The sequence below is a fragment of the Streptomyces sp. NPDC052043 genome, assembly GCF_044548235.1.
Lineage (GTDB): Bacteria > Actinomycetota > Actinomycetes > Streptomycetales > Streptomycetaceae > Streptomyces.
In genome coordinates, this window is the sequence record NZ_JBIUBT010000001.1 from 597,391 (window position 1) to 616,820 (window position 19,430).

Genomic DNA, 19,430 nt, shown 5'->3' on the forward strand with positions numbered 1-19,430 from the left:
TGCCGGTATGGCCCTCGGAACCGCATCCACCAGGACTGATCGCGCGCGCACCGTGCGTGACATCCTCGCCACCGGCAAGAGCACGTACTCCTTCGAGTTCTGGGCGCCGAAGACGGCGAAGGGCGAGCGCAACCTGTGGAACGCGCTGCGCAGGGTCGAGGCCGTCGCCCCCGACTTCGTCTCGGTGACGTACGGTGCCGGGGGCTCCACCCGCGCGGGCACCGTCAGGGCCACCGAGCAGATCGCGTCCGACACCACACTCACCCCGGTGGCGCACCTCACCGCCGTCAACCACTCCGTCGCCGAACTGCGCAACATCATCGGCCAGTACGCGGACGCCGGGATCCGCAACATGCTCGCGGTGCGCGGCGACCCGCCGGGCGACCCGATGGGCGAGTGGGTCCCGCACCCCCGCGGCCTGACGTACGCCGCCGAACTCGTCCGGCTCATCAAGGAGTCGGGCGACTTCTGCGTGGGCGTGGCGGCGTTCCCCGAGATGCATCCCCGCTCCGCCGACTGGGACGCCGACGTCGCGCACTTCGTCGACAAGTGCCGCGCGGGCGCCGACTACGCCATCACGCAGATGTTCTTCGATCCGGAGTCGTACCTCCGCCTGCGCGACCGTGTCGCCGCCGCCGGTTGCGCGACACCGGTCATTCCCGAGATCATGCCGGTCACGAGCGTGAAGATGCTCGAGCGGCTGCCCCAACTCAGCAACGCCGCCATCCCGGACGGACTCGAAGAGCGCATCCGCGCGGCGGAGGACGATCCGGCGGCGGTACGCTCCCTTGGGATCGAGTTCGCCACCGAGTTCTGTGGGCGGCTGCTGGCCGAGGGAGTGCCCGGGCTGCACTTCATCACGCTCAACAACTCCACGGCGACGCTGGAAATCTACGAGAACCTGGGTCTGCACCACCGGCCGCGGACCTAGACCGGCCGCATCCGCGTGCGACACACTGCGGAGCGGCCACTGGGAGAGGGGCGTACATGGGCTGGACGGTCCTCTACATCGCGTTCGGCATCGTCGCGCTGTGGCTGCTGGGCGAGGTGCTGCTTCAGTACAAGGCGCGGTTGCGCTGGAGGCTGCTGGCCTTCGGCGGCTTCCTCTGCGTCGTCCTCGGGGTCCTGATCCCGTCCGTCGTCGTGATCGGTCTGGGTGCGGTCGCGTTCGCGATCGGCCAGACCTACGTCACGCTGTCCTTCCGGCGCGGCTTCGCGGCGGGCTGGGCGGTCAACCGCCCCGGCGCCGACGGCGACAAGCCGCGCCGCCGCGGCAGGGGCGAGTACCAGGACCCGGACCCGGAGGTCTCCGACCTCGAGGCGTCCGGCGGCGACACCGGCACCATGGAGGCCCTGCACGGCCACGACGACCCGCCCTACGGCCACGGCCACGGTGACGACGACCAGGACGACGTCTTCGCCCCCGCCCAGCCCGCGGCCGCGGAGGCCGCCGCCGTGTACGAGCCGCAGCCCCTGCCCGACGACACCGGTTCCTACGGCATCTACGGCGACTCGGGTCAGCACGCCACGCACTCGCCCTACCCGGGGTCCGGCCAGACCCAGGACCAGTACGCCGCCGCGGCCCAGGGCGCCGAGCAGGGCCACGCGTACGACTACTCCGGCTACGGGCAGCAGGGTTACGGCTACGATGCCTCCGGCCAGCAGCAGTACGCCGCCTACTCCGACCCGTACGCCCAGTCCTACGGCGGCGGCGCCTACGACACCGGCTACGGCGCCCAGCAGGACTACGGCCAGCAGGGCTACGGCACCCAGGACGCCTACGCCGGCGGCTACGGCGGCGAGACCCCGGCGGGCAGGGTGTGGGTCCCGCAGCAGCGCAGCGACGACTCCTACGGCGGAGAACTCCCGCAGGAGCAGCAGCCCTACCCGTACCAGGGCGACCACCAGGGGCACGCGCAGCACGGCACGGGCTACGACGAGCAGTACCGTTTCTGAACACCGTCGTTGCCGAACACCGTGCTGAACGTCCGACGCAGGGCGTTCAGCACGGTCAGCACGCTCCCCGGCTCACTGGGAGCCGCGGAACTCCGGTCCCTCCACGATCAGCCCGGCCACCAGGGCCCCCGACATCCCGGCGTGCGGCAGCCCGCCCCCGGGGTGCGACCAGCCGCCCACGGTGAACAGTCCGGGGAGTCCCGTGGTGTTCGCCGGGTGCAGCAGACGCCCCTGAGCGGCCGCCAGCGCCGGCGCGGGGACGGCCCCGCCCTCCGCGCCCGTCTCCCGGGCGATGTCGGCCGGGGTGCGCACCTCGTGCCAGAGCAGGCGGTCGCGGAGCCCGGGTATCGCCCGCGAGGCGACGGCGATCATACGGTCGGCCTGGGTCCGCGGATCCGCCGGGACGGACGCCGGGACCGTCGCCGTGAGCGTGACCGCCTCGTGCTCCGGGTCCGGGACCAGCGCCGGGTCGTCGGGGCGCGACACCGCGACCGTGGGCCGCTCGGGCAGCCCGGCGGCCGCACCGAACAGCGCGTCGAGTTCGGCCGCGCGGTCCTCGGTGTGCACCAGGGTCCGGTGGGCCGTCCCCTCGGGACGGGCGCCGCGCAGCGCCAGCAGCACGGTCAGGCGACTGGGCGCCCCCGGCTGCGGCGGCACCTCGCCCCCACCGCGCGGGGCCGCACCACGGACCAGGCCGTCCAGCGTCCGGGGAGGGACACCGGCGACCACGAACTCCGCCTCGGCGGGCGTCCCGTCGGCGAGTTCCACGCCCGCCGCCCGGCCGTCCTTGTCGACGATCCCGGTGACCTCGGCGCCGAACACGAACTCGACCCGGCGGGCCCGGCACCGCTCGTACACCGCGCGCGCCAGCTCGCGCAGGCCGCCGCGCACGTACCAGGTGCCGAAGGCGTGGTCCAGGTACGGCAGGACGGCCGCGCTCGCCGGGGCGGTCCTCGGATCGAGGCCGTACGCGAGCGTGTGGCTCTCCAGGAGGGCGGCGAGGCGCGGGTCGCGCAGCTCCCAGGCGCCGACCTCGGCGAGCGTGCCGGCCCGCCGGGTGCGCAGCAGGCGCTTGTGCGGCACCGCCGGGTAGGGGTCGCGCTCGGCCAGCACCTGCCAGTTGGGCCACAGCGGCTCCTCCAGGAGCGGGCGGCGGGCGCGGTCCCAGGCCTCGCGGGCGCGCACCAGGAAGTCGCCCCAGCGCTGCCCGGCACCCGCGCCGAGGGCCTCCTCCAGCGCGGCGACGACGCCCGCGCGCGAGACGTTCGGCAGGGACACCTCGGTGCCGTCCGCGAAGACGTGCCGCGCGGACGGGTCCACCTGGACCAGCTCGACGCGGTCCTCCAGCGGCTCCTTGCCGGTCTTGACGAACAGATCGCGGTAGACCGCGGGCAGCGGGAGCAGCCCGGGCCCGGTGTCGAAGGCGAAACCGTCCCGCTCGAAACGGCGCAGGGCGCCGCCGTACGTCTCCGTACGCTCGTACACCGTCACCCGGTGGCCCGCGACGGCCAGCCGGGCGGCGGCCGCCATCGCGCCCATCCCGGCGCCGATCACCGCAATCCGTGCCATGTGCGTGACTTTATCGACCGCCCCTGACAATCCCTGCCACGGGGCGTTGACCAGCGGTTTCCGCGGTGTGTGGGGCCCGGGCTCAGCCCGGCGGAGCCCCCGCCGCGGCCGCGCGCCGGCGTTTCTCCTCCCGGCGCTGGCCCCGGCGGCGCAGGAAGCGGCGGATCCGGGAGACCAGGAAGGCGACGATCACGGCCCCGGCGAGCAGCAGGACGCCGGCGACGACCGACGCCGCCACCGGGTGGAAGATCGCGAAGGTGACGAGTCCGGCCACCCCGAGGTCCTCGGCCAGGCTCACGACCATGTTGCTCACGGGCTCGGGGGAGGTGTTGACCGCCATCCGCGTCCCGGCCTTCACCAGGTGGCTGGCCAGGGCCGTGCCGCCGCCGACCAGGGCCGCCGTGACGTCCGACAGCGAGCCGCTCTGCCCCGCGAGCAGTGCGCCGACCCAGGCCCCGGCGACCGGGCGGATCACGGTGTGCGCCGTGTCCCACACCGAGTCCACGTAGGGGATCTTGTCGGCGACCGCCTCCAGCACGAACAGCACGCCCGCGGCGATCAGCACCTCCGGCCGTTGCAGGGCGCCGGGGACGTCGTCGCTCAGTCCGGTCGCGCCGAACACACCGAGCAGCAGCACCACCGCGTACGCGTTGATGCCGCTGGCCCAGCCGCTTGTGAACACCATGGGGAGTACGGACACGGAGGCGATCGTAGCCAGCGGGCCGCCCGGCGTCCTGGGGCCGGGAACGCAGGACTGAGTATCCGTACCTAGCGGGCGAGATGAGTACGCGCGCGGATGGGCCGCGCACCGCGTGGAGGGGAGAGTGGGGGCACGGAAGGGGGCACGGCGCCGGTACCGCCGACACGGGGCGGCGGAACGGCGCGGCCCTCGACCGCTCCTGCCGCCGGCCCGGGCCGCCGGGAGCGAGGCACGGGGGAACCGGGGGAGGCGGGCGCGGCCTCAGAGTCGCCCGCTGACCCGTCCCTGAAGGAGCCGGGACAGCGCCGCGTGCACGTCGTCCAGGGAGCGCTGGGGCTGGAAGGACTTCCAGTCCAGCGCGGCCACCAGCACCATGCCGACCAGCGCGGCCGCGGTCAGCGGTACGTCGACGTCCTCGCTGAACTCTCCGCCCGCCACGCCGTCGCGCAGGACGCCCTCGACGACCGCGACCGCCTCCTGCCGGAGCACCAGGAGCGTGGACTGCCAGGCCCGGTTGGTGCGCCACAGCTCGGCCACGTAGAGCTGGGTGAAGGCCGGGTAGCGGTCGATGAAGACGAGCCCGGCGCGGACCATGGCGTCCAGGGTGTCGACCCGGCTGCCGCTCTCCCGCGCCGTCCGCTCGGCCGCCTCGCGCAGGGAGGCGGTGAGCAGTCCCACGCCGTGCCGCAGCAGCTCCTCGAAGAGGACGGACTTGCTGGCGAAGTTGTAGTAGACCGTGCCCTTGGCGACCCCCGCCCGTTCGGCGATCTCGTCCACCGTGGTGGCGGAGAACCCCTGCTCGGCGATGAGGACGACGGCCGCCTCGAAGAGCTTCTGCCGGGTGGCCTCGCGGCGGGTACCGCCGCCCGGCGTGGCGCTGCTGCGTTCCATGGCCCTGATTGTCACAGGTGCGCCCCCTGCCGAGGGCGCGGAAGGGAGGCCGGCGGCGCGGTGGCGGGAGCCTCACCGCGTGCCGGGGGCCCCGCGCCACCGAACGTACGGGCGAAGCGAAATCCCAGGTCGGAACGGATTGTCAGTGCCATACCTCACGATGGGCACATACGGCACCCGTGCCGTCACCCAGACGACAGGAGGTTCGTCATGGCCCACTCGTCCGCAGCCGCCGCTCGTCGGCCCCGCGCCGCCGGCCCTGCCCCCTCACTGACCGGCCCGGCGAGCGACGTGCACCCCGTCCCGCGCCGCGCCTCGGCCCCGCCGGCCGCCCTCGGCCTGCTCGCCCAGGCCCGTGCGGGCCTGGAAGAGGCCACCACTCTCCGCACTCCGAACGAGCGGTACGCCACGGCCCACCTCGCCGCGCTGCGCACCGCCGCCGCCGTGCTCGCCGCGCGGGGACGCCCGGATCCCACCCCGCACCGGCGGGCCCGCATCAGGAGCGCCTGGGAAGTGCTCCCCGAGATGGCGCCCGAACTCGCCGAGTGGAGCGCGCTGTTCGCCGCGGGCGCCGCGCGCCGCGCCCGCGCCGAGGCCGGGATCCGGGGCGCGGCCGGCCCACGCGACGCCGACGACCTGATACGGGACGTGGCGATGTTCATCCGCCTGGTCGAACGCATGCTCCTCCTCCAACCGATCCCTTCCCAGCCCCGTCTCGACACCGACCCCCCGACCGTCCCGGACGAATCGCCCGCACCGCCGCCCCCCTCCCGTCCCGAACGCACCCCCCACCACACCCTCCCGGACGCGAGCTGACACACGGCAGTCCCGGGTCCGGCCGCCACCGCCCCGACGACGGTCGTGGCGGTGGAGCCGAGGGGCAGGTCGGGGGGTGGAGGCAATAGGGTGGAGGGCGCCTGAAGCCCTTCCCGAACCCGCGTGCCGGGCGGGGAGGAGCAGCCCGATCGCTCCGCCGTGCAACAGGCGGTGCCGCGCCGAGGAGTCAACTGCCGTGTCGGACCCGATGCGCCCGCCCGCCTCCCCTCACCAGCCCGCATCGGCGCCGCTGCGCTCCGACCCCTCCCGCCCGCGCGCCTCCCTCCGTACCGCCGTGGTCTGGGAGGTCCTGCACGACGCCCTCGACCACCGGGTCAAGGCCACGGGCCGGGAGTGCCTGGACGTCCTCGACACCGGCGGCGGCAGCGGGAACTTCGCCGTGCCCGTCGCCCGGCTCGGCCACCGGGTCACCGTCGTCGACCCCAGCCCCAACGCGCTGTTCGCGCTGGAGCGCCGCGCCGCCGAGGCCGGCGTGGCCGACCGGGTGCGGGGCGTGCAGGGCGACGCCCGCGGACTCTTCGACGTGGTCGAGCGCGGCGCCTACGACGCCGTGCTGTGCCACGGCGTCCTGGAGTACGTCGACGACCCCGCCGAGGGCGTGCGCAACGCGGTGGCCGCCCTGCGCTCCGAGGGCGTCCTGAGCGTGCTCGCCGCCGGTCTCGGCGGCGCCGTGCTCGCGCGCGCCCTGGCCGGGCACTTCAAGGAGGCCCGGCAGGCGCTCGACGACCCCGAGGGGCGCTGGGGCGAGGGCGACCCGGTGCCGCGCCGCTTCACCGCCGAACAGCTCACCGGGCTCGTCGAGGGCGCGGGGCTGCGGATCGGTGCCGTGCACGGAGTGCGGATCTTCGCCGACCTGGTGCCCGGCGTGCTCGTGGACACCGAGCCCGGAGCGCTGGACGCCCTGCTGAAGCTGGAGGCGGCGGCGGCCGAGCGGCCCGCGTTCCACTCCGTGGCCACGCAGCTCCACGTACTCGGTGAGACCAGGGGCGCGGCAGAGGCCTGAGCCGCCCCACGGGGCGGGCCGCCGACCGGCCCTTCGGCCGGGCATGCAGTCCGCCACGGGCCGCCCGGACGCCGGCTTCGCGCCGTATGATCGAAGGAGACCGTCCGGCATGACGGCCCGCCCGCCGGGGAATGGAAGCCTCAGCGGACCGGGACGACATGGCGGATTCCGGTTGGCCAATTGGCGCAGAGGGGCGGGTTTCACGGGGGCGATTCCCTGCCTATCCTTAAGGGACCCCCGAGTCGCCCCGGCGACTGCACGATGAGGAGGACTCCGTGCCGCTCTCGGAGCACGAGCAGCGCATGCTCGAGCAGATGGAGCGAGCGCTGTACGCCGAAGATCCCAAGTTCGCGTCGGCGCTCGAGGGAAGCGGACTGCGTACGTACACCCGACGGCGGGTCTACCAGGCGGTCGTGGGCTTCCTCGTAGGTATCGCGCTCCTCATGGCAGGAATGGTCGTTCAGAAGCTCATCTGGGTCAGTGTGGTGGGTTTCCTTGTCATGCTGGGCTGCGCCGTACTGGTCGTGACCGGCTGGCGCAAGGCTCCCAAGCCGGGAGAGCAGGCCGCAGGCGGCCCGCAGGCCCGCCGCCAGGCCCGTACGAAGCGTTCCATGATGGACCGCATCGAACAGCGCTGGCAGCGCCGCCGCGACGAGCAGGGTGGCCGCTAGCCGAACAGCCACAGTTCTGCACGAGCAGTCCTGCACGAGGGGGCGGCCACCGATGGTGGTCACCCCCTCACGTATGTCCGGAAGCCGGGACGGGCGCCGGCTCCGCGGGGCCCGTCAGCCGGAAGCCTCGGCCTCGTCCCCCGAGCCCTGCTGCCCCGACCGCCCGCGCAGCGCCGTCCGGGCGGCGGCGACGCGAGCGCCGGCACGGGATCTGAACGCGTTCCACCGGGCCGACGCCGCCCAGACCACGCGCACGGTCGAGCGCGGGGCCAGCGCGGCCCGCAGCCTGGTGCGGCGGGACGCCGTGCCCCGCAGACCGCCGGCGACCCGGCGGACATCCTCGGCGAGCCCCGCGACCGGACATGGACGCGGCGCGTAGAGGACCTGCTCCACCGCGTCCGCCAGCCGGTGCGCCGAGGCGGCGGCCACCTCGTCGAGACGCCCGAGGCGGATGATCCGGACCGCCGCCTTGCGCGGGGTCTGCGACTCGTCCGGCGGGATCCCGAAGTCCCAGGCGGTGTCGCCCAGTTCCTGCCAGACCGCCAGGATGTGCGGCACGGCGTCCGCCTCGCCACGGCCGTGCGCGCCCAGCCGCACGGTGCGCATCCGCCGTCGCCACAGCATCGGCGTCAGCGGCAGGGCGGCGACCAGCAGGCCGCCCAGCGTCCACCCCACCACGGCGTACCACCGGGGACCACCGCCGCTCTCGGCCGGCAGGGCCTGCTCGGTCGGGGCCCCGCACTCCTGGAGCCGCCGCATCTCCGGCGGGCAGCTCTGGTTCACCGACGGGGCGGCGGAGGGCACCGTGCTCGCCTCCTGCGAGGGCGACGACTGCTCCGGCAGGCCGGTGCTCGGCGTGTCCTGCCGGGTGTACGACGGCACCGTGCCGCGGGTCGGGGTCGGCTCGAAGCGGGTCCAGCCGACGCCCTCGAAGTACAGCTCGGGCCAGGCGTGCGCGTCCTTCAGCCCCACCGCCACGGAGCCGTCGGGCTGCGCGGTGCCGGGCGCGAAGCCCACCGCGACCCGGGCCGGTATGCCCAGCGTGCGGGCCATGGCGGCCATCGCGAAGGAGAAGTGCACGCAGAAGCCGCGCTTGTCCTTCAGGAACCGAGAGATGGCCCGCGGTCCGCTGCCCGCCTCGACCCGGGTGTCGTACTGGAAGCCGCCGTCGAGGGCGAACCAGTCCTGGAGCTCGACCGCCTGGTCGTAGGGGCTCGCCGCGCCCTCGGTGACCCGGCGGGCGGTGCTCGCGACGTCCGCCGGCAGCGACTTGGGCACCTTGGTGTACTCGCGCCTCAGCGCCGCCGGCGGCTTCGGCGCCGTGGCGAGCTGCTCGGCGGTCGGCCGTACCTGAAGGCTCCTCACCTCGTAGGTCAGCCCGCGCGTGGTCTGCTTGTGGTCGCCGACGAGGGTCATGCCCACGGGCTCGTAGCGCCAACTGCCCTTGACCCGCACGGAGCTCGGCGGGTACGGCATCGGCAGCCAGTCCTGCGCGTACGAGTCCGCCGCCGAGATCGTCGTGGTGACCTCCCTGCGCTTGACGCCGCCGTCCAGGCCCAGGGGCGCGGGCAGCGGATCGGGCACGTTCACGATGTGCCGCTGGGACGGCTTCCAGGTGGTGCCGTCGAAGTCGTCCAGGGACACGATCCGCAGGTACAGGTCCGAGGTGTCGGAGGTGTCCGTGCGCAGGGTGATGACCGTGCGGTCCTCGTCGACGTTCAGGCTGTCGCGCAGCGACACCAGCGGGTTCACCGCGGAGATCGTGCCGCCGTCGCCGCTGCCCTGGCCGACTCCGGTCCCGGCGGCGCCCAGCAGCCCGCCCTGCATCGCCGGCAGGGCGAGCGGCGCCACCAGGGCGATGCCGAGGGCGAGAGCGCCGATCCGGCGTCCGGTGCGCGCCGGTGCGGTCGCGCCGCCCGTCTCGACGTCGCCCGCGCGCGGTGCCCCGGCGAACACCCGCCCCCACTGCGAGAGCCGGTCCCGGCCCTCGGCCAGCAGCAGGACCAGGTAGCCGGCGGCCGCGACCAGGAACCACCACCAGCCGGTGCCGTCGTCGGACAGACCGGCGGCCACGGAGTACACGGCGAGCAGCGGCAGGCCCGCGGGGGCCGCGCTGCGGAAGGTCACCGCGAGCGTGTCCACGATCAGCCCGACCACCAGGACGCCGCCGACGAGCATCAGCCGGATGCCGTCGGTCTGCGGCGCCGGGATGGCGTACCGCCCGACGTCGTCCGCGCCCTCCCGCAGCAGTTCGGCCAGGTGCAGGAAGGTCTGCGGGCCCGGGATCAGCCCGGCGAAGGCCTGCTGCCGGGCGAAGACCAGGGTCAGCATCATCAGTGTGGCCAGGGCCTGCGCCGCCACGGTCAGCGGCCGTGCCAGCGGCACCCGCCGGGCCACCGCGCCGACCGCCGACTGCACCGCCAGCATCAGGACGGCCTGGACGATCCATGTGGCGGGAGAGACCAGCGGCAGCAGCGCGCACGACGCCATCAGCGTCGCCGCCGCCGCACACAGCGCCAAGCGCGTCCGCCCGCTCATACCCGCCCCTCCCCGGCGCCGATGCCGCCCACAGGCGCGTCCCGCCGGTCCCGGCGCCGGTCCTGGGCCGCCCGGCCCGTCACCGTGCTCATGCCCGTCACCGTGCTCATGCCCATCCCCCGCCCAGGCCCGTCCCGCCGGCCACGCCCGCGCCGGTGCGCTCCTGGTCCGCCCGGCGCCACAGGTCGTCCAGGCCCGTGCCCGCGGGCACGGGTACGGCCGTCCAGCCGGCGTCGCGCAGCAGCCGGAGGCGGTCGTCGGCCTCGGACGCGGGCCCCGGCGTGTCGCCCGGCTCCCGGACCCAGGTGCCGCTGTCCAGCACGAAGGCGACCGCGCCGCCGCTGCGCTGCCGCATCCTGGCGGCGATCGCGACCTGCGTCTCGTCGAGGTCGCCGAGGAAGGCCACCAGCAGTCCCTCGTTGCCGCCGCGCAGCACGTCGTAGGCGCGGGACAGGCCCGCCCCGTCGGAGTGGTCGATCACGGCCAGGGTGTCCATCATCAGCCCGGCCGCGTCCGCCGACCCCTGGCTGGCGCCCGCGAACCCGTCGCCGCCCTCGCCGGGCACGGAGTTGCCGGTGTCGGTCAGGAGCCGGACCGAGAAGCCCCGTTCCAGCATGTGCACCAGGACCGACGCGGCACCGGACACGGCCCACTCGAAGGCCGAGTCGGGTCCCGCGCCCCGGTAGGCGAGCGCCCGGGTGTCGAGGAGCACCGTGCAGCGGGCGCGCTGCGGCTGTTCCTCGCGGCGCACCATCAGCTCGCCGTAGCGCGCGGTGGACCGCCAGTGCACGCGGCGCAGGTCGTCGCCGTAGCGGTAGCCGCGCGGGATGACGTCGTCCTCGCCGGCCAGCGCCAGCGAGCGCTGCCGCCCGTCGCCGTACCCCTTGGCCTCGCCGCTCAGGCGCACCGGCGACAGCGGCTCCACCCGCGGGATCACGGTCAGCGTGTCGTGGGCCGAGAAGGAGCGGGTCAGCTCGCACATCCCGAAGGGGTCGGTCAGCCGCAGTTGCAGCGGGCCCAGCGGATACCGTCCGCGCAGGTCGGACCGGACCCGGTAGGACACCTCGCGGCGGCCGCCCGGCTCGACCCGGTCGAGTACGAACCGGGGCCGCGGTCCGAGCACGTACGGCACCCGGTCCTGGAGCATCAGCAGGCCGGTGGGCAGCCGCGAGACGTTGTCCATCCGCAGGTGCACGCGGGCCTCACTGCCCGCGGGCACGCGTGCGGGGGAGAGCCGGCGGCTGCCGGCGACCCGGTAACGCGTGCGGAAGACCACCGTGGCGCACACCAGCGGCAGTGCCGCCAGCAGCAGCCCGACCCGCAGGAGGTCGCTCTGGCCGAGGACGTAGGCGCAGACGGCGGCGGCGATTCCGGCGGCCAGGAACGAACGCCCGCGGGTGGTCAGACCGGCCAGCGCGGTGCGGACGCCGCCCCGCTGTCCGCGGTCGTCCTCCGCGTGCGCCGTTCCCCCGTCCGTCATCACAGGCTCCGCGGCGGATGCTGGTCGTACGCCGGCGCGCCCCGGCCCAGGCCGAAGCCGCCGGAGCGCTGGGGCGACGCGGGCACCGGGGTGCGCTGGACGATCTCCTCGACGACCTGCTCGGCGGTGCGGCGGTTGAGCTGGGCCTGGGCGGTGGGCAGCAGCCGGTGGGCCAGGACGGCCACGGCCAACGCCTGCACGTCGTCGGGCAGCGCGTACTCCCGGCCGCTCAGTGCGGCGGACGCCTTCGCCGCGCGCAGCAGGTGCAGCGTCGCGCGCGGCGAGGCGCCGAGTCTGAGGTCGGGGTGGGTGCGGGTGGCGGAGACCAGGTCCACCGCGTACCGCCGCACCGTCTCGGCGACGTGCACCCCGCGCACCGCCTCGATCAGCTTCACGATCTCGTGCGCGTGCGCCACCGGCTGGAGGTCGTCCAGCGGGCTCACCCCGCCGTGCACGTCCAGCATCTGCAGCTCGGCGTCCGGGCTCGGGTACCCGATGGACACCCGGGCCATGAAGCGGTCGCGCTGGGCCTCGGGCAGCGGATAGGTGCCCTCCATCTCGACCGGGTTCTGCGTGGCCACCACCATGAACGGCGAGGGCAGTTCGTAGGTCTGCCCGTCGATGGTGACCTGCCGCTCCTCCAGGGACTCCAGCAACGCGGACTGGGTCTTGGGCGAGGCCCGGTTGATCTCGTCGCCGATCACGATCTGCGCGAAGATGGCGCCCGGCTTGAACTCGAAGTCCCGGCGCTGCTGGTCCCAGATGGACACGCCGGTGATGTCCGACGGCAGCAGGTCGGGCGTGAACTGGATGCGCCGCACCGAGCAGTCGATGGACCGCGCCAGCGCCTTGGCGAGCATCGTCTTGCCCACCCCGGGAACGTCCTCGATCAGAAGATGTCCCTCGGCGAGCAGCACGGTCAGCGAGAGCCGTACCACCTCGGGCTTGCCCTCGATCACTTCCTCCACCGAACGGTGGACCCGTTCCACGGTGGCGGCGAGATCGGCCCCCACTCTCGGCTCCGTTCGAGCGGGGGCACCCCCATGGCTCGCTCGATCGTCATAGGTCGTCACCCGGCGGCCCTCCTCGGCCCTCCCCCACGCTCGACGGCGAGCGGGGGATTCCCCAACTTTCCCGGGCCGACGCTCTGCTGTGCGGACCGGCCCACCCCGAATCAGGCACCACGCGCGCAACGTTCCGCGTGAGGCCACTCCCGCATTCTTGCCGCCGTTACCGATTCGTGTCACTCGCCTGTGGACAACTGGCTGCGATATGTCGGGGCTTGTGGCTTTCGCTGGTGACGGCGGCGTGCCGCGCACCGGACTCCCGGCGCGCGGCGGGCGGTTCAGGCGGGGTCGATCTCGCGCAGCGCGCCCGTCCTGACGTCGAAGACGAAACCGCGCACGTCGTCGGTGTGCAGCAGGAACGGCGAGGTGCGTACGCGCTGCATCGACTGCCGCACGTCCTGGTCCACGTCCCGGAAGGCCTCCACGGCCCAGGCCGGACGCTGCCCGACCTCCATCTCCAGTTCGTGCCGGAACTCCTCGGTGATGGACTCCAGGCCGCAGTTGGTGTGGTGGATCAACACGACGCTGCGGGTGCCCAGGGCTCGCTGGCTGATGGTGAGCGAGCGGATGACGTCGTCGGTGACCACGCCGCCCGCGTTGCGGATGGTGTGGCAGTCGCCGAGTTCCAGGCCGAGCGCGGCGTGCAGGTCGAGACGGGCGTCCATGCACGCCACGACCGCGACCTTCAGCACGGGCCGGGCATCCATCCCCGGGTCGCTGAACGCCGCGGCGTAGCGTTCGTTGGCCTCCGTGAGACGGTCGGTGACGGTGCCGCTACGGTTTATGGCGTCCTCGGCCCCGGCGGGGACTGATGCAGATGTCGTCATAGTCATGACGTTAGTGGGCGTCCGGGCCCGGGTCCTGTTGTGAGACGGTACAAAGAACGTCGTCATGGCTTGTTGTGAGCGCCCCTGCACACAGGGCGAACCTGCACCCGTACGAGTGAATTCTCACCCTGCCGTGCCGCCGGTGCTCCCTCGGGCGACGCGCAGGCCGGTTGATTGACCGCGGGACGGGGTGCACTAAAGTGACGCGAAGCGGGAGGCGCGGCCCTCCCTGCTGGACTGCATTCCCCACAGGCCCCGGCCCGCGTGCCGGCGGTCTCCCCACGTGCGCGGCGCGTACGTACGGCTCGGCCTCCTCCCGCTTCCGGTCGGCTGACGCTTCCGGCGCCGGCAGGCCCTTTGCCCTCCTGAGCGGTCGGGGACCCGGCGGTGCGTGCGGGACGCGCCGGACTGAGAGGGCTCCTTGAGCGACAGCCGACACGTCCCCGTGATGCTCCAGCGGTGCCTGGACCTGCTGGCGCCCGCCCTGGAGCGGCCGGGAGCGGTGGTCGTCGACTGCACCCTCGGCCTCGGCGGGCACAGTGAGGCGCTGCTCACCCGCTTCCCCGAGGCGCGGCTGGTGGCCCTCGACCGCGACAAGGAGGCCCTGCGGCTTTCCGGTCTGCGGCTGGCCCCCTTCGGCGACCGGGCCACCCTGGTGCACGCCGTCTACGACGAGCTGCCCGACGTGCTCGACCGGCTGGGCCTCCCGCGCGTGCGGGGCGTCCTGTTCGACCTCGGTGTGTCCTCGATGCAGCTCGACGAGGCCGACCGCGGCTTCGCCTATGCCCAGGACGCCCCTTTGGACATGCGGATGGACCAGAGCACCGGGATCGGCGCCGCCGAGGTCCTCAACACCTACCCGCCCGGCGAGCTGGTCCGCATCCTGCGGGCGTACGGCGAGGAGAAGCAGGCCAAGCGGATCGTGGCCGCCGTCGTGCGCGAGCGCGAGAAGGAGCCGTTCACCAACAGCGCCCGGCTGGTGGAGCTGATCCGCGACGCGCTGCCGCAGGCCGCCAAGCGCACCGGCGGCAACCCCGCCAAGCGCACCTTCCAGGCGCTGCGGATCGAGGTCAACGGCGAGCTGGCCGTGCTGGAGCGGGCGATCCCGGCCGCGGTGAAGGCGCTGGATGTCGGCGGGCGGATCGCCGTGCTCTCCTACCACTCCCTCGAGGACCGGCTGGTCAAGCAGGTGTTCGCGGCCGGTGCCGCGTCGACTGCGCCCCCCGGGCTCCCGGTCGTGCCCGAGCGCTATCAGCCCCGGCTCAAGCTGCTCACCCGCGGTGCCGAACTTCCCACCGAGGAGGAGATCGCCGAGAACCGGCGGGCGGCGCCGGCCCGGCTGCGCGGCGCCGAGCGGGTCAGGGAGGACGTCGAGTGAGGCAGGGGGAGCAGTGAGCAGTAAACCCGAACTGAAGGGCCGCGCCGCCCGGCTCGCCCGGCTCTTCCCGGCCGGTCGCGGCCGGGCCGCCCGCACCCCCTTCGTCCTCCTCGTCGTGCTCCTGCTCGGTGGCGGCCTCATCGGGCTGCTGATGCTGAACTCCGCCCTCAGCGAAGGGGCGTTCCAGCGGGAGGGGCTCCAGAAGGACGCCAAGAACCTCACCGACGAGGAGCAGGCCCTCCAGCGGGACATCGACTCCTACTCCGCCCCCGACGCCCTCCAGCTCCGCGCCCGCCGGCTGGGCATGGTGCCCGGCGGCGACCCGGCCTTCCTGGGCGCCGACGGGACCGTCAAGGGCGTCCCCTCGGCCGCTCCCACGCCGCCCCCCGCGGACGAGACGCCGCTGTCGCTCCTGCCGCCCGAGGCGCTCACCTCCTCCCCGTCCGCCACCGACGGCACCGCCCCGGCGACCGGGAACCTGACGCCGCCGTCCGCCCAGGGCTCCGCCCCGGCCCCGGAGAGCACCGCACCCACCGCTCCGGCCCTCCCGACCGCGCCCTCGCCCGCCCCGACCGCGACTCCCGGCAGGTGACGGCCGTGCCCGACAGGAAACCGCCACGCCACCCGGCGCCTGCCGGACCGCGGGCTCGGTTGTGCCCGGTTGTGGCGGCTGTTTCCCGGTTCGGTCCGGCCTCGGCTCGCGGCGGGGAATCGTCGCGCCGCCCGGTGCCTGCAGGGCCGCGGGCCCGGGTGTGTTTGGCTTCCGGGGGTGTGGTGTCCGCCGTGTCGGCTGTCGCGGCTGCGCCCCGGTCCGCTTCGACCTCGACTTTCGGCAGGTGACGGAAGTGTCCGACAGGGAACCGCCGCGTCGCCGGGTGCCCGGACCCGCCAGGCCGGCCCGTCCGGCCGCCCGGCAGCGCCCCGGCCCCGGTGCCCGGCCGGCCCGCCGCCCGGCGCCGGCCCGCCCCCGGTCCGCGCGCATCCGGCTCGGCAGCCCCCGCCCGCGGCTGCGTCTGGTCGCTCTCGCGCTGACCCTGGTGCTGCTCGTCTTCGCCGTACGGCTGCTGCAGGTGCAGGCCGTCGACGCGAGCGCGTACGCCGCCAAGGCCGAGGAGAACCGGTACGTGGTGCACACCCTGGCCGCCGAACGGGGCCGCATCACCGACCGCAACGGCGTCGACCTGGCGACCAGCGTGGACGCCGACGACATCACCGCCGACCCCACCATGTTCGGCCGCGACCAGCTGGGCGTCGGCGACGGCCCCGAGCAGGCGGCCGCGCTGCTCGCCCCGATCCTCGGCCAGGACCAGGAGGCCCTCACCACCAAGCTCCGCACGCCGAACACCCGCTACGTCCTGCTCGCCCGCCGCGAGACCCCGCAGGTCTGGAAGCAGATCAAGGACCTGAAGACGGCCCTGGCGAAGAAGGCCCAGAGCGACGGGACCACCGTCAACGTGCTCGCCGGCGTCTTCTCCGACCCCAGCAGCAAGCGGGTCTACCCCAACGGCGACCTCGCCGCCGGGATACTGGGCTGGGTCAACGCCGACGGCAAGGGCGGCGGCGGCATCGAGCAGCAGCTGAACGAGCAGCTGGCCGGCAAGCCCGGCAAGATCCGCTACGCCCAGTCCGGCGGCCGCGAGGTGCCCACCGCGGGCTCCACCGAGACCCGCGCGGTGCCCGGCTCCGACACCGAGCTCACCATCGACCGCGACATCCAGTGGGCCGCCCAGAAGGCCATCACCGAGCAGGTGGCGAAGTCCGGGGCGGACCGCGGCTACGTCATCGTGCAGGACACCAGGACCGGCGAGATCCTCGCCCTGGCCAACTCCCCGGGCTTCGACCCGGGCGACCTCTACCACGCCGACCCGGCCGCACTCGGCAACGCCGCCGTCCAGGACGCCTACGAGCCCGGCTCCACCGCCAAGGTCATGTCCATGGCCGCCGTACTGGAGGAGAACGCGGCGACACCGCTCACCCACGTCGTCGTACCCAACCGGCTGCACCGCGGCGACCGCCTCTTCCAGGACGACGTCGACCACGAGACCTGGTACCTCACACTGAACGGTGTGCTCGCCAAGTCCAGCAACATCGGCACCATCCTGGCCACCGGCCAGCTCGGCGGGACCCAGCCGGAGGCCAACAAGGTCCTCTACTCCTACCTGCGCAAGTTCGGCATCGGCGAGCCGACCGGACTCGACCTGCCCGGCGAGACCAGGGGCATCCTGGCCCCGCCGGACAAGTGGTCCACCTCGCAGCAGTACACGATTCCTTTCGGCCAGGGCTTCTCCATCAACGCCGTACAGGCGGCCTCCGTCTACTCGACGATCGCCAACGGCGGGGTGCGCGTCGAGCCGACGCTGGTGCGCGGGACCAAGGGGGCCGACGGCCGCTTCACACCGGCCGCCGAGCCGAAGAGGACACGGGTCGTGAGCGCGAAGACGGCGAAGGTGCTCGCGCAGATGCTGGAGTCCGTGGTCGACGACGAGCAGGGCACCGGCGTCAAGGCGCGCATCCCCGGCTACCGGGTGGCGGGCAAGACCGGCACGGCCAACCGCGTGGATCCGGCCACCGGCCGCTACCACGGCTACACCTCCTCCTTCGCCGGGTTCGCGCCCGCCGACAACCCCCGCGTCACCGTCTACTGCGCGATCCAGAACGCCACCGAGGGCAGCTACTACGGTGGCCAGATCTGCGGCCCGATCTACAAGCAGGTCATGGAGTTCGCGCTGAAGACGCTCCAGGTGCCGCCGACCGGTGCGCAGCCCGCGAACCTGCCCGTCGACTTCAAGCCGTGACCGGACCAGAACGACCAGGAACCAGCCCGTGACAACGATCACTCCCGGCCCCGGGAACCGCCCGTCGCCCCGGCCCACGTCCACGCCGGACGGCGCAGCGCGCGGTCCCCTTTTTAGCCCCGCAGCGGGTACGCCCGGTACGCTCACCGCCGTGCCACACGCTGATCAGTCCCAAACCACCCAGAAGGGCGCTTCCGTGACATATCCGGGACCGCCGCGACCGGTTCAGGCCTCCGCCACACCTCTCGCGGAGCTCGCCGATCAGCTGGGGATCTCCGCTCCGGACGGCGCCGCCGAGGTCACGGGCATCACCCACGACTCGCGCGCCGTGCGCCCCGGCGACCTGTACGCGGCCCTGCCCGGCGCCCGCACGCACGGTGCCGACTTCGTCACCCAGGCGGCGAGCCTGGGCGCGGCCGCCGTGCTGACCGACCCGGCCGGCGCCGAGCGTGCCGCCGCCACCGGCCTGCCGGTCCTGGCCGTTCAGGACCCGCGCGGGCGGATGGGCGAGCTGGCGGCCGCGATCTACGGCCGCCCCGGCCGGGACCTGCTCCAGATCGGGATCACCGGCACCTCCGGCAAGACCACCACCGCCTACCTGGTCGAGGGCGGCCTGAAGACCGCGAAGTCCACCGGACTGATCGGCACCGTCGAGATGCGCATCGGCGAGGAGCGCATCAGGTCCGAGCGCACCACCCCCGAGGCCACCGACCTCCAGGCCCTGTTCGCGGTCATGCGCGAGCGCGGGGTCGAGGCGGTCGCCATGGAGGTCTCCAGCCACGCCCTGGTGCTCGGCCGCGTCGACGGCTGCGTCTTCGACATCGGTGTCTTCACCAACCTCAGCCCGGAGCACATGGAATTCCACTCCGGCATGGAGGACTACTTCCAGGCCAAGGCGCGGCTCTTCACGCCCGCCCGCAGCCGGCTCGGCGTGATCAACTACGACGACGAGTACGGGCGCCGCCTCGCCAAGGAGGCCACGGTCCCGGTCGTCACCTTCTCCGCCGAGGGCCACCCCGACGCCGACTGGCGCGCCGAGGACGTCCAGGTCGGGCCGGTCGACTCCACCTTCACCGTGGTCGGCCCCGAGGGCCGGCGGATCGCCGCCAGATCGCCGCTTCCGGGCCCGTTCAACGTGGCCAACACCCTGGCCGCCGTGGTCGCCCTGGCCGCCGCGGGCCTCGACGCGCAGTCCGCCGCCGACGGCATCGCCGCCGTTCCGGGCGTACCGGGCCGGCTGGAGCGCGTCGACGTCGGCCAGCCGTACCTCGCGGTCGTCGACTACGCGCACAAGACGGACGCCGTGGAGTCGGTCCTCAAGGCGCTGCGCAAGGTCACCAAGGGACGGCTGCACATCGTGCTCGGCTGCGGCGGGGACCGCGACCGGTCCAAACGCGCGCCCATGGGCGCCGCCGCGGCCCGGCTCGCCGACATCGCCGTGCTGACCTCAGACAACCCCCGCTCCGAGGATCCGCTGGCGATCCTCGCCACCATGCTCGAGGGCGCGGCCTCGGTGCCCGCGCACGAGCGCGGCGAGGTCCTCCTCTTCGAGGACCGGGCCGCGGCGATCGCCGCCGTGGTCGACCGCGCGCAGCCCGGGGACGCCGTGCTGGTCGCGGGCAAGGGCCATGAGCAGGGCCAGGACATCGCCGGAGTGGTCCGTCCCTTCGACGACCGCCAGGTGCTTCGCGAAGCTATCCAGAAGACCCAGGGATGAA

The 19,430-nt window shown here is 73.9% G+C and carries 16 protein-coding genes; 9 read left to right on the forward strand and 7 right to left on the reverse strand.

Going from position 1 to position 19,430, the window contains the following annotated elements; translation table 11 throughout:
• Positions 1 to 7 precede the first annotated feature (7 nt).
• Positions 8 to 931 carry a methylenetetrahydrofolate reductase [NAD(P)H] gene (metF, locus tag ACIHCX_RS02640; RefSeq protein ID WP_400025866.1) on the forward strand — a complete coding sequence of 308 codons (924 nt, stop codon included), beginning with the start codon at positions 8 to 10 and terminating at the stop codon, positions 929 to 931.
• Between the two features lie 56 nt (positions 932 to 987).
• Positions 988 to 1,956, forward strand: a complete 969-nt coding sequence (locus ACIHCX_RS02645; protein WP_400025868.1) for a hypothetical protein — start codon at positions 988 to 990, stop codon at positions 1,954 to 1,956.
• Between the two features lie 72 nt (positions 1,957 to 2,028).
• On the opposite strand, the gene ACIHCX_RS02650 is transcribed toward ACIHCX_RS02645, so the two are convergent.
• The 3 genes from ACIHCX_RS02650 to ACIHCX_RS02660 all read right to left on the reverse strand — a co-directional run bounded on the left by ACIHCX_RS02650 (position 2,029) and on the right by ACIHCX_RS02660 (position 5,116).
• Complete coding sequence (locus tag ACIHCX_RS02650; protein ID WP_400025870.1) at positions 2,029 to 3,525, reverse strand: phytoene desaturase family protein; 1,497 nt, start codon at positions 3,523 to 3,525, stop codon at positions 2,029 to 2,031.
• Between the two features lie 82 nt (positions 3,526 to 3,607).
• Positions 3,608 to 4,225 (reverse strand): DUF4126 domain-containing protein, encoded by a 618-nt coding sequence (locus ACIHCX_RS02655; protein WP_400025872.1) that lies wholly within the window; start codon positions 4,223 to 4,225, stop codon positions 3,608 to 3,610.
• Positions 4,226 to 4,486: 261 nt separating this feature from the next.
• Positions 4,487 to 5,116, reverse strand: a complete 630-nt coding sequence (locus tag ACIHCX_RS02660) for a TetR/AcrR family transcriptional regulator (RefSeq protein WP_400025873.1) — start codon at positions 5,114 to 5,116, stop codon at positions 4,487 to 4,489.
• A 210-nt stretch (positions 5,117 to 5,326) separates the two neighbouring features.
• Between ACIHCX_RS02660 and ACIHCX_RS02665 the strand changes: the two genes are divergently transcribed.
• The 3 genes from ACIHCX_RS02665 to ACIHCX_RS02675 all read left to right on the forward strand — a co-directional run bounded on the left by ACIHCX_RS02665 (position 5,327) and on the right by ACIHCX_RS02675 (position 7,627).
• Positions 5,327 to 5,932, forward strand: coding sequence for an SAV_6107 family HEPN domain-containing protein (locus ACIHCX_RS02665; RefSeq protein ID WP_400025875.1), 606 nt, complete (start codon positions 5,327 to 5,329; stop codon positions 5,930 to 5,932).
• A gap of 196 nt (positions 5,933 to 6,128) precedes the next feature.
• Positions 6,129 to 6,956 carry a methyltransferase gene (locus ACIHCX_RS02670; protein WP_400025877.1) on the forward strand — a complete coding sequence of 276 codons (828 nt, stop codon included), beginning with the start codon at positions 6,129 to 6,131 and terminating at the stop codon, positions 6,954 to 6,956.
• Positions 6,957 to 7,231: 275 nt separating this feature from the next.
• A complete protein-coding gene (locus tag ACIHCX_RS02675; RefSeq protein ID WP_400025878.1) occupies positions 7,232 to 7,627 on the forward strand; it encodes a DUF3040 domain-containing protein in 396 nt (131 codons plus the stop codon).
• Positions 7,628 to 7,741: 114 nt separating this feature from the next.
• Here the strand turns inward: ACIHCX_RS02675 and ACIHCX_RS02680 are convergent, their stop codons facing one another.
• The 4 genes from ACIHCX_RS02680 to ACIHCX_RS02695 all read right to left on the reverse strand — a co-directional run bounded on the left by ACIHCX_RS02680 (position 7,742) and on the right by ACIHCX_RS02695 (position 13,539).
• Complete coding sequence (locus ACIHCX_RS02680; protein ID WP_400025880.1) at positions 7,742 to 10,165, reverse strand: DUF3488 and DUF4129 domain-containing transglutaminase family protein; 2,424 nt, start codon at positions 10,163 to 10,165, stop codon at positions 7,742 to 7,744.
• A gap of 106 nt (positions 10,166 to 10,271) precedes the next feature.
• Positions 10,272 to 11,645, reverse strand: coding sequence for a DUF58 domain-containing protein (locus tag ACIHCX_RS02685; protein ID WP_400025882.1), 1,374 nt, complete (start codon positions 11,643 to 11,645; stop codon positions 10,272 to 10,274).
• Positions 11,645 to 12,718, reverse strand: a complete 1,074-nt coding sequence (locus tag ACIHCX_RS02690; protein ID WP_400025884.1) for an AAA family ATPase — start codon at positions 12,716 to 12,718, stop codon at positions 11,645 to 11,647. The genes ACIHCX_RS02685 and ACIHCX_RS02690 overlap by 1 nt, the downstream gene beginning before the upstream one ends.
• A 272-nt stretch (positions 12,719 to 12,990) precedes the next feature.
• On the reverse strand, positions 12,991 to 13,539 hold the full coding sequence (locus ACIHCX_RS02695) for a beta-class carbonic anhydrase (protein WP_400025886.1): 549 nt from the start codon (positions 13,537 to 13,539) through the stop codon (positions 12,991 to 12,993).
• A 421-nt stretch (positions 13,540 to 13,960) separates the two neighbouring features.
• On the opposite strand from ACIHCX_RS02695, the gene rsmH reads away from it, so the two are divergent.
• The 4 genes from rsmH (at position 13,961) to ACIHCX_RS02715 (ending at position 19,429) form a co-directional block, all read left to right on the forward strand.
• Positions 13,961 to 14,917, forward strand: coding sequence for a 16S rRNA (cytosine(1402)-N(4))-methyltransferase RsmH (gene rsmH / locus ACIHCX_RS02700; protein ID WP_400025887.1), 957 nt, complete (start codon positions 13,961 to 13,963; stop codon positions 14,915 to 14,917).
• A gap of 13 nt (positions 14,918 to 14,930) precedes the next feature.
• Positions 14,931 to 15,509, forward strand: a complete 579-nt coding sequence (locus tag ACIHCX_RS02705) for a septum formation initiator family protein (RefSeq protein ID WP_400025889.1) — start codon at positions 14,931 to 14,933, stop codon at positions 15,507 to 15,509.
• Positions 15,510 to 15,762: 253 nt separating this feature from the next.
• A complete protein-coding gene (locus ACIHCX_RS02710; RefSeq protein ID WP_400025890.1) occupies positions 15,763 to 17,712 on the forward strand; it encodes a peptidoglycan D,D-transpeptidase FtsI family protein in 1,950 nt (649 codons plus the stop codon).
• Between the two features lie 196 nt (positions 17,713 to 17,908).
• On the forward strand, positions 17,909 to 19,429 hold the full coding sequence (locus ACIHCX_RS02715; protein WP_400025892.1) for a UDP-N-acetylmuramoyl-L-alanyl-D-glutamate--2,6-diaminopimelate ligase: 1,521 nt from the start codon (positions 17,909 to 17,911) through the stop codon (positions 19,427 to 19,429).
• Position 19,430 lies beyond the last annotated feature (1 nt).